The following is a 12,779-nucleotide window of genomic DNA, read 5'->3' as shown; positions in this document are numbered from 1 at the left end:
GCGTTTTCCATGGCCCGTCCTGTCCTGCTGATCCTGATGCTGCTCGCCGGCTTGTGGTGGGTGAGCCGCCTGGGGACGCGTCCCTCTGGTCGCTCCGATTCCTCCGGCCGCTCCGGTCCGGCGTCATCGCGGGGCGGGGCCGGGCGTGCGCCTGAGCGTCATACCTCCCAGCCGATTGAACAGTGCGCCGTGTGCGGCGTGCATGCGCCGCGCGACAGCATGATCGCGTTGCCCGGCGGCCGCTACCGTTGCACGGAACACGCCGATCGGGGCGGCGCATGATGCCCGAGGCATCCGGCGCCGCGCGGCCCGACGTGCAGGCCAAGGTTGCTGGCCCGGATGATGCCGGTGCTGCGTCGACACGGGCATCGGGCGCGCGCCGTCTGCTTTCTCGCCTGAACGCCTGGCGCGCGATCCGCTCGGTCTGGCTGGAGCCGGATCCGCCTGAATTCCAATGGCGCCTGCTGCGCTATTTCGCCTTCAGCCGCGCGGCGGTGGCGCTGGTGCTGCTGCTGTTCGTCATGGTGCCGCGCGAGCATACCGAGCCCACTGGCCTGCCCAACGGTGACGCGCTGCTCAGCCTGACCCTGCCTTACCTGGCCTTGGCCCTGTTGATTCTGGCGTCGGCCGGCTGGTGGCGCACGCGCTTCCAGTTCCGCGTGCGGCTGGATGTGGTACTCGATCTGGTGTTCCTGGGGCTGGCGTACGCCACCCTTTCACGCATGTCGGCCAGCGTGGCGATGGTCCTGCTGGTGCCGGTGCTGGCCGCCGGCGCGCTCACCAGCCTGCTGTTCGCGTTGTTTACGGCGGCAGTGGCATCGATGGTGGTGTTGGCCGATCCGTTCCTGCTGATGCTGAATGACGGCGTGATCGCTCCGGGGCTGGCGTCGGCCGGGCTGTACGGCCTGGTCTACATGATGGCCGCGTCGATGATGTACGGCCTGTCGCATCGGCAGATCGCGCAGGAGCGCTTGACGATGGCGCGCGAACGCGAGCTGCGCCTGCAGCAGTTGGTCAACCGGCTGATGGTCTACGACATGCAGGACGGCGTGATGCTGGTGCGCGCCGATGGCCGCGTGGTGGCCGCCAATCCGGCGGCGGCCATGCTGCTGGGTGTGCCGCAAAGTGCCTTCGTGGGCAGCGGCACGATGCTGTTCGACCTGAAGGACGTGCCGCACCTGCGCCCGCTGCTTGAAACGCTGCGTCAATGGCTGCGCCGCAAGAGCCGCCACCCCGGCGCGGGCGATGCTGGCGGCGATGACGACGCGCTGCGCATCCTCGACCTGCTGCCGATCGCTCCGGGCGGACGCGCAGCGCTCTCGCGCTTGCGCCTGCGCTTCATTCTGCCGAGTCTGGCAAACCTGCGCAGTGTCTATCTGGACAGCCTGGTGAGTTCGATCGGGCTGGGCCTGCCAGGTGAGGTCGGTGACCTGCTGCGCCTGCGCAACTCCTCCGCCGAGGCCGCTGCCGCGCAGGGCTGGTCGGCCGATGATGAGGTTTTCCTGCGCCACGAGCTGCACGACACCGTGCTGGTCCACGTGGAGAGCTGGGAGCGCGTGGCCGAGCAGGCCCAGCAGGAGAAGCTCGCCTCGATGGGGCGGCTGGTGGCGAGTGTCGCGCACCAGATTCGCAATCCGCTGGCGGCGATCAGTCAGGCCGCCGAACTGCTGGACGACGTGGGCGATGGCGCGGGTGGTGCAGAGGGCAGCGGGCACGCCCGCCCCGAAGGCGGCGGCGTCGAGACGCGCCTGCTGCGCATCATCCGCGACAATGTGCGGCGCCTCGACCAGGTGATTGCCGACGTGCTGATGCTGTCGCGCCGCCCGCGCGGCGAGCGCGTGCGCGTGCAGCTCGCGCAGGTGCTGCCCGAGGTGGTCGAGCGCTGGCGCGCCGAGGCCGTGCGCCGCGTGGGCGCGTCCGCTGTGAGCACGGAGATCAATGCCAACCTCGTGCGCGTGGCGGTGGACCTCGACCGCCCTGTGCTGTTCGACTCGGCGCACCTGCAGCAGGTGGTCGGCAACATGCTCGACAATGCGCTGCGCTACTGCCGCCGCGTGCCGGGCTCGATCCTGCTGGCGGCCTATGCGCTGGACGACACCCACGCCGAACTCGTGATCTGGAACGACGGCCCCGAGGTGAGCCCCGAGCAGCAGCGCAGCCTGTTCGAGCCCTTCTTCACGAACGACGCGCAGGGCACGGGCCTGGGCCTCTATATGGCGCGCGAGTTGTGCAGCGCCAACGATGCGCAGATCCGCTACGGCGCCATCGCGCTGGAATCCTTGCTCGACCGCACGGGAGTGTTGACCATGGGGGCGCGCAAGGCAGGTGAAATGCAACTGCCGCGCCGCGCCTTCGTCATCACGCTGATGTTCGACCAACCTGCCACGCCCCTGGTGGAATGAACCACCGCATGACTTTTTGCTGATCCATGTCCAAAGCCGCCATCGTTCGCGAACCCATTCTCGTCGTCGATGACGAAGCCGACCTGCGCGAGTTGCTGGAGATATCCTTGCGCCGCATGGGGCACGACGTGGTGCTCGCCAGCGGCCTGGCCGAAGCGCGCGACGCGTTGACCCGCCAGCGCTTCGCGCTCGTGCTGACTGACATGCGCCTCGGTGACGGCCTGGGCATCGACCTCGTGCGCCAGCTCTCGGCCACGGCAGATCGCACGCCGGTGGCCGTCATCACCGCTTACGGCAGCGCCGAGAACGCGGTGGATGCGCTCAAGGCCGGCGCCTTCGATTACATCGCCAAGCCGCTTTCACTCGACCAGTTGCGCAGCCTTGTGCTCAACGCGCTGGGCCGCCAGCAGCGCGGTCTCGACGCCAGTGACCCCGGCAACGCCGATCTGGCCGAACGCACCAACGACCTACTGCCGGGCCACTCGGCCGCCATGCAGGAGGTGCGCCGCTCGCTGATGCGTCTGGCACGCAGCATGGCGCCGGTGGTCATCAGCGGTGAATCGGGTAGCGGCAAGGAGCGTGCGGCGCGCGCCATCCATGCGCTGTCGGCGCGGGCGTCGCGGCCGTTCGTGGCCGTGAACTGCGGCGCAATTCCCGAGAACCTGATGGAAGCCGAGTTCTTCGGCTACGTGAAGGGCGCCTTCACCGGCGCCGACAGCGACCGCCAGGGCTTCTTCCAGGCGGCCAATGGCGGCACACTCATGCTCGACGAAGTGGCCGATCTGCCGCTTACCATGCAGGTGAAATTGCTGCGCGCGCTGCAGGAGCGGCGCGTGCGCAAGATCGGCGAAAGCCGCGAAGACCCCGTCGACGTGCGCGTGGTGTGCGCGAGCCACCAGAACCTCGCGCGGCTGGTGGCTGCGGGGCGCTTCCGCGAGGATTTGTTCTACCGCCTGAACGTGCTCGAGCTGCGCATGCCAACGCTGCGCGAGCGCGCCGAAGACGTGCCCGTGCTGGCCGGTGTGCTGCTCGAACAGCTCGCCAACCGTTACGGCGATCCGCGCCCCAAGCGCCTGACGCGACCCGCGCTGCAGCAGCTGTGCGCATATCCATTCCCGGGCAACGTGCGCGAGCTGGAGAACCTGCTCGAGCGCGCGTATGCGTTTGCCGAGGGCGAGTCGATCGACGTCGATGACCTCGGTGCGCTGGGCGCCGAGATCGAGCGCTCGCCGTTGTTCCACCGCACGCGTGAAGCGCAGGCGGCCGCTGCCGGCATGATGGCGCCCATGCCCGGTCATCCGATGGTGCCGTCGCCCGTGCCGGGTTGGCCTGACGCGCCCTATATGCCGTCGCCGGTATCGAGCCCAATCGCCAGCCCGCCTGCCACGCAGCCTGCCGACCCGGCGCCGGTGGCGGAATCCGCTGAACCGTCGCTGCCGACGGTCAGCCTGCCGATCGACCTGCCGGCCTACCTCGAATCGGTCGAACGCAGCGTGATCCTCGCCGCGCTGGACCAGACCGGCTTCAACCGCACGGCGGCGGCCAAGCTGCTTGGCCTGTCGTTCCGGCAGTTGCGCTATCGCATGCAGCAGCTTGGCATCCGTGATCCGCGCGATATCGAGACCGTCGGCAACGGTCTTAACGGCGATGCCTGAACAGCGCCCGCTGCATATCGGCGCCGACGGTTGGGTGGAGGGCATGCGCCGCCACCCGTCGCCCAACATCGACGCGCGGCCCGAAGGCATGCCGATCGACCTGATCGTGCTGCACAATATCAGCCTGCCGCCCGCGCAGTCCGGCACCGACTTTGGCACGGATGACGTGCTCGATTTCTTCACCAACACGCTCGACTGCGGCGCGCACCCGTACTTCGACCAGTTGCGCGGTGTGCGCGTGTCGGCGCATTTCTTCATCCGCCGCACGGGCGAGTGCGTGCAGTTCGCGCCGTGCGAGGCGCGCGCGTGGCATGCCGGTGCGTCGGACTTCTTCGGCCGCACGCGCTGCAATGATTTCTCGGTCGGCATCGAGATCGAGGGCACGGATGATCAGCCCTTCACGCCCGAGCAGTACGCTGCCACGACGGCGCTGGTGCGGGCGATTTGCGCGGCGTATCCGATTGCGGCGATCGCGGGGCACTCGGACATCGCGCCCGGCCGCAAGACCGATCCGGGCCCGTGTTTCGACTGGGCGCATCTGCGCAAGCTCGGCGACTTCAATGCAGCGCTGTTCCCGTATCAGCGATTTCCGACGCGCTGAAACGACAACGGGCGGCCCCTCTTGCGAAGGCCGCCCGCGTTCTCCTCTCTGCGTTTTCTTCTATCGAGTTAGCTGCCCATGGCCGGGTCGGACACGCTGTCCTTGCCGGTTTCCATGCGGCCGGCAAAGCGTCGCGTGAAGCCGCCCTGCGGCACCGTCACCGTGAAGTCGTACCAGTTGCCCTGGCGCGCGATCGGCCAGTGCTGGTCGAGCTGCTTGCCTGCGGGAATGTCGAAAGTCCACGGGCCGTCGGTGCGGTACGCGTTCGGCTTGACGGTGAAGGTGCAGCCGGTGGTGCCGGTGTTCATCATCGTCACGTAGACCTCGGCGTTGGCCAAGTCGTAGCAGACGCGGATTTCCGGCGCGCTTGAACCCGCTGCCGACACGGCGCTCACGTCGCCGGCAAAGGCGCGGTGGAAGCCGTTGGGGCCGAGCACCCAGAGGTCGTACTTGCCCTTGTCGGCGGAGAAGACGTCCCACGTGTCGTCGAGCATCTTGCCGGGCTCGACGGCGTAGCGGCGCGGCACGCGATCCAGATGCAGGCGGTCGTACACATGGAACACGGCGGCAGCCGTGCCGGTGTTGCTGAAGATCAGGCGCAGCGCGCGACCGGTGGCGTCTTCGCGGGCGCTGACGTGCAGTTCGTACGGCAGGGCGCGCGAGGGGCGCGTGCCGGCGGCCTGCACCGGCAACTGCTGCGCAGAGACCGAGGGCAGCGGCACCTGCGGTTTGGCTTGCTGCGCGTTGCGGATGTTGTCGGCGGTGGTCTTGTCGCGGCTGGGCAGCGTCGGCAGCGTCTCGTTGTTCGGGTTGACGAAGTTGAAGGCGCTGGTCAGGTCGCCCAGCACGGCGCGGCGGTACGCGCTGATGTTCGTCTCCTTGACGTTGAAGCGCAGTTCCAGGAAACGCAGCACCGAGGTGTGGTCGAACGCCTGCGAGTTGACCCAGCCGCCGCGGCTCCACGGCGAGACGATGTACATCGGCACGCGCGGGCCGGGGCCATAGGGGTGCTGGTCCGTGTGGTATTCGCCGGCGGTGCTGACCGTCGATTTTCCGGCCAGCACGCCGTTGTCATAGGCGGGCGCCGCGGGCGGCGGCACGTGGTCGAAGAAGCCATCGTTCTCATCGAAGTTGATGAAGAGCACGGTCTTACTCCACACGGCCGGGTTGGCGGTGAGCGCGTTGAGCACTTCCTGCGTGTACCACGCGCCCTGCACGGGGCTCGACGGCCCGGGGTGCTCGGAGTAGTTGGCCGGGGCGACGATCCACGAGATCTGCGGCAATTGGCCGGCGGCGATGTCGTCCTTCAGCGCCTGCAGGAAACCGCCGTCCGGCATGGTGTTGCCCACGCCCTTGATGAGCGGGCTGATGGTCTCGTCGGCCGGCGTGTACGGCGGGAACGGGCTGCCGTCGGCCAGGTTGCCGCGCGCGGCGTTGGCGTCACGATAGGCCTTGAAGCCGGCGAGCGGGTTGTCGGTGAAGTTGTCCGGCATGTTCTGGTAGACCTTCCACGACACCCCTGCAGTTTGCAGGCGCTCGGGATAGGTGGTCCAGGAATACGTCACGCCGGCGTCGAGGTGGTCGCCGCTGTTGTCGATGACGGGGCCGCCGGCAGCGCCTGTCGGGTCGTTCGTGCCCGTCCAGTGGAACAGGCGGTTGGTGTTGGTGCCGCCGTGGAAGCCGCAGTGGTAGGCATCGCACAGTGTGAAGGCGTTGGCCAGCGCAAACTGGAAGTCCAGTTCGGCCTGCTTGTAGTAGCCCATCGACTGCGTCTGCTTGTAAGTCGGCCACTTGCTCATGCGGCCCAGGTCCCACGCCTGCTGCGCATCGGGGTAGCTGTGCGGCGTGCCCGAGACGCGCTGCGCGTTGCCGGCGCTGCTGTCGAGGTAATACGGCAGCACCGTGCGCGAGGTGCCGCCGCTCGTATACGTCTGCTGCCAGACGTTCAGGCCACCGGCCAGCGGGATCGGGAAGCGGTCGCCAAAGCCGCGCACGCCCTGCAGCGTACCGAAGTAGTTGTCGAACGAGCGGTTCTCCTGCATCAGGATCACCACGTGCTCGACGTCGCGGATGGTGCCGGTGGCGTTGTTGGCGGGGATCGCCAGCGCGCGGCGGATCGACGGCGGGAAGGCGGCCAGCGCGGCGGCGGAAATGGCGCCCGTGCCGGCCATCTTGAGGAAGTTGCGGCGGTTGCTAGTGTTGGAAGTCATGTCGGTCTCGATCGGGCGGTCGGTCAGGGCGCACAGTGCAGGTTCGGCTTGTTGGCTGGCGGCTGGCCGGGCTGGTCCGGCTGGGTGACGCCGGGGCCGTTGCCGGGCGCACCGTCGTTCGAATCGCCGCCGCAGGCCGACAGCGACAAGGTGGCGGCGCACAGCAGCACGGCGGCCAGCCAGTGCGGCCGCGTGAGATGGGTGAGAAGAGGCGTCATGATGAGTCTCGCTAGGGGGATGGCGGGATCAGGGATTGAGCGACGACAGCGGCTGGTGCGAGCCGTTGATCGTCTTGAGTTCGTTCAGCGTCAGGCGGCGTGTCCACATCGCCAGGTCGTCGTAGGCCATCACGCCCTTGAGCGAACCGGGGTTGTTGGGCACATAGTTGTGCGTGGCGTCGTCGTTTACGCCCCAGACCTTGGTGGCCAGGCCGTTGAGCTTGGTGACGTCGGTGTTGGCGATGGCCTTGTCTTCCACCTTCTGCACGCCGAGCACCGGGTCGAGGATGTAGGCGCTGAAGAGCTTGGCCTGTGCGTCCACCGACAGGGCGAGGTAGGCCCACTGGTTGGCGCTGAACTTCATGCCTTGGATGTCGTCGCGCTTGCCGCCGCTGCCCAGGTTGAAGCGCACTTCACAGCCGCCCCACAGGCCGATGGCAATGCCCGCATTGGCGCCGGAGTAGTAGTCCTTGTTGGAGAGGATCGGCTCACCCGTGCCGTTGCCCTGCGTACAGTCCGACTTGAACCAGAAGCCGATGGTGAACTGCGGGCTCTGGGCGATATCGGCGCCGGTTTGCGTGAGCTTGTAGGCATCGATGCGCGAGTCGACGGCCAAGGCCTTGCCGCCGAACGGATCGGCCACGGCGGAGCCGCCGTCGGTGCCGGCCACCCACGGGCCCAGCGTTGAACTGTTCTTGCGGTCGGTCGGCGGCAGCGGGTCGAAGCTGTAATACGTCGCCAGACCGTTCGTGAGCGTCGTTGCCAGCGGCGTTGGCGCCACGTAGTTGATCTGCGCAAGCATCGACACCGGCACGTCATTGCGCACCAGCGTGTAGTTGAGGCGGTACAGACCGCTTGCCGTGGCGATGTTGCTGTCGGTGTACTGCGTGGCGGTGGCCGGCAGCGTGGCGACGGGCTTGCCGTCGCGCAGCACGGTGATTGGGCCGCTGGCGCTGGTCGGGTTCTGCCAGCTCAGCACGAGCGATGCGCTGTAGGTGCCCACCGTGCTCTGGAGGTTGCGCACGCCGACGGTGCTGGCTGTGAGTGCTGCGCCATCGAGCTTATGGTTGTCCGCAGGCACGGTGGCGTTCAATTGCGCCAGCACGGTCGGCACGATGTCGGCCACGCTGGGGAGGGCAGCCAGCGTGGCTTCGGTGGTGGGCGCGGCCATGCCGTTCTTGCCGAGCACCGGGTTGACGCTCTTGTTTAGCGCGATGAAGGCGGTGCGGTTTTCCAGCGTCGGCGCCGAGGTGGTGGCGCCCGTGGCGTCCAGTCCGTGGCTGGTGGTGACGACGACGAGCCAATCTTCGTTCGGGTTGGCGGTGCGGCGCTGGGCGATGGCGGCCTGCAGCGTGCCGAGTGCCTGGTCGACGCTGCCCAGTGCGGCGGCATACGCATCGCTTTGCAGACCTGAAGCCAGCGCGGCAGCGGCCGGTGCGGTGTACTGCGCAAAGACTACGTCGTAACCGGACTGCAAGAGCTTCACGCTGTTCTGCGTGACGCAGGTGTCGACCTGGGCGCAGTCGACCAACGTGTCGAGATTGCCGGCTTGCTGGTCGGCCTTGAGCAGCGCAGGCAGCACGGCCGAACTGACGGCGGCGCCCAGGTGTTGCGTGGCGCCCGCGGCCTTGGCAGCGCTGCGCGCGTAGCTGAAGATGGTGGGAGCCGCCAAGGCGGTGACGGTGTCGTCGGTCACGCCGTGGCGGTTTTGCCAGGCGCCCGACAGCACGGTGGCCCAGCTCGGTGCGTCCAGCGGCGGTTGTGCGGTCGTCGTGCCAAGCGTGCCGCTGGTTGAGGCGGGCATCACCGACAGCGAGCCCAGGTTCGGCAGACTGCGCTGCAGCAGGGCGCTTTGCACCCGCGCATAGGTGGCGCCGTCCACGCCGACCACCAGCACCTTCTTGCTCGCAGTGGTCGTTGGCGTGCCGTTGTTGCCCTGATTCGCGGTGGGTGTACCATCGCTGCCCCCGCCGCACGCCGTCAGCGCGGCGGCCACGGTTGTGCCCAGCGCGGCCGTCAGCAAGCGGCGGGCAGGTTGATTCCAAGCCATGTCGGTTTCCTCGATCGTGTGGTGCGCGGCACGCATGCCGCGGTGATTGCGCTCCCCGCAATGCGACCGAAGAGTAGGGAAGGGGCCTGTCGCTCAGGTGACAGCCGCGGCAAGAATGCTGATGCCGCTATTTGGATTTCTTGAGCGTGGTTGGAACCGGCAGGAAGCCTGCAAACGTGCATCGGCGCACCAGTGCAGTGCGCGCCACACATGCCCCTACCGCAGACGAGGTGACGTCTATCGAACTTGTGCGATTGATAGAAAGAATTATTCTGGAAGCGAGTCCATTGCGACGCCGCACGGCAGCTCCGCCGACCCGTTGTGCAGACTAGGGTGGCGGGTTTGTCGCACTGCATTTCGGGGTGAAAAAACGTCCTTTGCCCCCACCTGTCAAGTCTAGGCAAATTCGATTGATCCACTATACTTAGCGCCAATACCGGGGTGACACGCTAGATGTAGTGGTGGCTTTCCGGGATTCTTATTTCGGCACCACGCGGGGGCGAGCGTACGGCAGGTCAAGCCGGCGCTTGGGGGCTGAGGAAAGGCAAGGGTCTTTTCCGTCTCTTTTTCCTGCGCGGCGCAAGGGTTCGCCCCATCGGGCGAGCCGCCAATCGAACGGTTCAACAGGAGTCACCATGCAGACGGCCCAATCCGAAATCCACTCCGGCACCGCCAATCCCACTCAATTTGCGCAAAGCGCTGGCGGCACGGCCGTGGCCCCCAGCACCGGCTACGCCGACTACAAGATCATCCGCCGCAACGGCGCGGTGGTCGGTTTCGAGCCCTCCAAGATCGCCGTGGCCGTCACCAAGGCCTTCCTCGCCGTGAATGGCGGGCAGGGCGCCGCTTCCGCGCGTGTGCGCGAGCTGGTCGAGGGCCTCACCCAGAACGTGGTGCGCGCACTGCTGCGTAGCCGCCCGAACGGCGGCACGTTCCATATCGAAGACGTGCAGGATCAGGTTGAGCTGGCCCTGATGCGCTCGGGCGAGCATGACGTGGCCCGTGCCTACGTGCTCTACCGCGAGCGCCGCGCACAGGAGCGCGCCCAGGCCGGCGAGTCGCAGCAGCAACCGGCCTTCATCGGCCTGAACGTGACCGACGGCGGCATCACCCGCCCGCTGGACATGGCTGCGCTGCGCAACGTGATCGTCTCGGCCTGCGAAGGCCTGGGCGAAGCGGTAGACCCGGAGCCGATCCTCAAGGAAACGGTCAAGAACCTGTATGAAGGCGTGCCGATGACGCAGGTGTACGACTCGGCCATCCTGGCCTCGCGTACCCTCATCGAGAAGGACCCAGCGTACAGCCAGGTCACGGCGCGCATCCTGCTGCACACGATCCGCCGCGAAATCCTCGGTGAAGAAGTCACGCAAGCGGAAATGAGCACGCGCTACGTCGACTACTTCCCGCAGTTCATCAAGCGCGGCATCAACGCCGAGCTGCTGGACGACAAGCTGGCGCAGTTCGACCTGGCTCGCCTGGGTGCGGCGCTGGACGCCTCGCGCGACTTCCAGTTCAACTACCTCGGCCTGCAGACGCTGTACGACCGCTACTTCCTGCACATCAACGAAACCCGCATCGAGATGCCGCAGGCGTTCTTCATGCGTGTGGCGATGGGCCTGGCGCTGAACGAAATCGACCGCGAAGCCCGCGCCATCGAGTTCTACCAGCTGCTGTCGTCGTTCGATTTCATGTCGAGCACGCCGACGCTGTTCAACTCGGGCACGCGCCGCTCGCAGCTCTCGTCGTGCTACCTGACCACCGTGTCGGATGACCTGGACGGCATCTACGAAGCGCTGAAGGAAAACGCGCTGCTGTCGAAGTTCGCCGGCGGCCTGGGCAACGACTGGACCAACGTGCGTGCACTCGGTTCGCACATCAAGGGCACGAACGGCAAGTCGCAAGGCGTGGTGCCGTTCCTGAAGGTCGTCAACGACACGGCCGTGGCCGTGAACCAGGGCGGTAAGCGCAAGGGCGCCGTCTGCGCGTACCTGGAAACGTGGCACCTGGACATCGAAGAATTCCTGGAGCTGCGCAAGAACACCGGCGACGACCGCCGCCGCACGCACGACATGAACACGGCCAACTGGATCCCGGACCTGTTCATGAAGCGCGTGATGGAAGGTGGCGAGTGGACGCTGTTCTCGCCGTCCACCTGCCCGGACCTGCACGACAAGGTCGGCAAGGCGTTCGAGCAGGCCTACCTGGCCTATGAAGACAAGGTCGCGCGCGGCGAGATCAAGCTCTTCAAGAAGATGCCGGCGCTGCAACTGTGGCGCAAGATGCTGGGCATGCTGTTCGAAACCGGCCACCCGTGGATCACGTTCAAGGATCCGTGCAACATCCGCAGCCCGCAGCAGCACGTGGGCGTGGTGCACAGCTCCAACCTGTGCACGGAAATCACGCTGAACACCAACGACAGCGAAATCGCCGTGTGCAACCTCGGCTCGGTCAACCTGGTCGCTCACCTGGTCAAGCAGGCGGACGGCAGCGTGGTGCTCGATCACGACAAGCTGAAGAAGACCGTGCGCACCGCCATGCGCATGCTCGACAACGTCATCGACATCAACTACTACGCGGTCAAGAAGGCACGTGACTCCAATCTGCGTCACCGTCCGGTCGGCATGGGCATCATGGGCTTCCAGGACGCGCTGCACGTGCTGCGTGTGCCGTACGCCAGCGAGGCAGCGGTGCAGTTTGCCGACACCTCGATGGAAGCCGTGTGCTACTACGCCTACTGGGCGTCGACCGAGCTGGCTGAAGAGCGCGGCCGCTACAGCAGCTACAAGGGCTCGCTGTGGGATCGTGGCATCCTGCCGCAAGACTCGCTCAAGCTGCTGGCCGAAGAGCGCGGCGGCTACCTGGAAACCGACATGTCGTCGACGATGGACTGGGACAGCCTGCGCGGCCGCATCAAGCAGTACGGTATGCGCAACTCGAACTGCGTGGCGATCGCCCCGACGGCAACGATCTCCAACATCATCGGCGTGTCGGCCTGTATCGAGCCGACGTACCAGAACCTGTACGTCAAGTCGAACCTGTCGGGCGAATTCACGGTGGTCAACGACTACCTGGTGCGCGACCTGAAGGCACGCGGCCTGTGGGACGAAGTGATGGTCGCCGACCTGAAGTACTTCGACGGCTCGCTGGCCCGCATCGACCGCATCCCGCAAGACCTGCGCGACCTGTACGCGACGGCCTTTGAGGTGGAGCCGCAATGGCTGGTGGAAGCTGCATCGCGTCGCCAGAAGTGGATCGACCAGGCGCAGTCGCTGAACATCTACATGGCCGGCGCATCGGGCAAGAAGCTGGACGACACCTACAAGCTGGCCTGGCTGCGTGGCCTGAAGACCACGTACTACCTGCGCACGATCGGCGCCACGCACGCCGAGAAGTCGACCGTGTCGCGTGGCACGCTGAATGCGGTGTCGTCGGGTAGCGATGTGGGCGGTGTGTCGGCCTCGGGTGCATCCGGTGTGACGTCGGCTGCGCCGACCAGCGCGCTGGATGCCGCTGCCGCCACCGCCCAGGCCATGCCGGAAGCCGAAGGCGCCGTGTGCACGATGCGCCCGGGCGACCCCGGTTTCGAGGAATGCGAAGCCTGCCAATAAGTCAAAACAGTGTCTGAGGTTGCTCCCGCGCAAGC

At 66.8% G+C, this 12,779-nt stretch carries 8 protein-coding genes; 5 read left to right on the top strand and 3 right to left on the bottom strand.

Features of this window, described 5'->3' with window-relative positions; all coding sequences use genetic code 11:
• Window positions 1-9 precede the first annotated feature (9 nt).
• Genes B4F51_RS24585 through ampD form a run of 4 tightly spaced genes read left to right on the top strand, consistent with a single transcriptional unit; the run spans window position 10 to window position 4,658 of the window.
• Window positions 10-282: a hypothetical protein gene (locus B4F51_RS24585; protein WP_349676297.1), complete on the top strand. Its 273-nt coding sequence runs from the start codon at window positions 10-12 to the stop codon at window positions 280-282.
• Window positions 279-2,402 carry an ATP-binding protein gene (locus B4F51_RS17390; protein ID WP_296227570.1) on the top strand — a complete coding sequence of 708 codons (2,124 nt, stop codon included), beginning with the start codon at window positions 279-281 and terminating at the stop codon, window positions 2,400-2,402. Before B4F51_RS24585 ends, B4F51_RS17390 begins: the two co-directional genes overlap by 4 nt.
• Before the next feature lie 26 nt (window positions 2,403-2,428).
• Window positions 2,429-4,057, top strand: a complete 1,629-nt coding sequence (locus tag B4F51_RS17385; RefSeq protein ID WP_296227568.1) for a sigma-54-dependent transcriptional regulator — start codon at window positions 2,429-2,431, stop codon at window positions 4,055-4,057.
• Window positions 4,050-4,658 carry a 1,6-anhydro-N-acetylmuramyl-L-alanine amidase AmpD gene (gene ampD, locus B4F51_RS17380; RefSeq protein ID WP_296227567.1) on the top strand — a complete coding sequence of 203 codons (609 nt, stop codon included), beginning with the start codon at window positions 4,050-4,052 and terminating at the stop codon, window positions 4,656-4,658. Before B4F51_RS17385 ends, ampD begins: the two co-directional genes overlap by 8 nt.
• A 68-nt stretch (window positions 4,659-4,726) precedes the next feature.
• Here ampD and B4F51_RS17375 read toward each other — a convergent pair whose 3' ends face one another.
• From B4F51_RS17375 to B4F51_RS17365, 3 genes are read right to left on the bottom strand one after another with little or no spacing between them, the layout of a single operon-like run.
• On the bottom strand, window positions 4,727-6,868 hold the full coding sequence (locus B4F51_RS17375) for a phosphocholine-specific phospholipase C (protein WP_296227566.1): 2,142 nt from the start codon (window positions 6,866-6,868) through the stop codon (window positions 4,727-4,729).
• A 23-nt stretch (window positions 6,869-6,891) separates the two neighbouring features.
• Window positions 6,892-7,086, bottom strand: a complete 195-nt coding sequence (locus tag B4F51_RS17370) for a hypothetical protein (RefSeq protein WP_296227565.1) — start codon at window positions 7,084-7,086, stop codon at window positions 6,892-6,894.
• 28 nt (window positions 7,087-7,114) lie between these two features.
• Window positions 7,115-9,136 carry a hypothetical protein gene (locus tag B4F51_RS17365; RefSeq protein ID WP_296227564.1) on the bottom strand — a complete coding sequence of 674 codons (2,022 nt, stop codon included), beginning with the start codon at window positions 9,134-9,136 and terminating at the stop codon, window positions 7,115-7,117.
• 635 nt (window positions 9,137-9,771) lie between these two features.
• Between B4F51_RS17365 and B4F51_RS17360 the strand changes: the two genes are divergently transcribed.
• The gene (locus B4F51_RS17360; RefSeq protein ID WP_296227563.1) at window positions 9,772-12,744 is read left to right on the top strand and encodes a ribonucleoside-diphosphate reductase subunit alpha; all 2,973 of its coding nucleotides are present in this window, start codon (window positions 9,772-9,774) and stop codon (window positions 12,742-12,744) included.
• Window positions 12,745-12,779 lie beyond the last annotated feature (35 nt).

The sequence above is a fragment of the Ralstonia sp. UBA689 genome, assembly GCF_002298975.1.
Taxonomy (GTDB): Bacteria; Pseudomonadota; Gammaproteobacteria; order Burkholderiales; family Burkholderiaceae; genus Ralstonia.
This window is presented reverse-complemented; position numbering and strand designations above follow the sequence as displayed.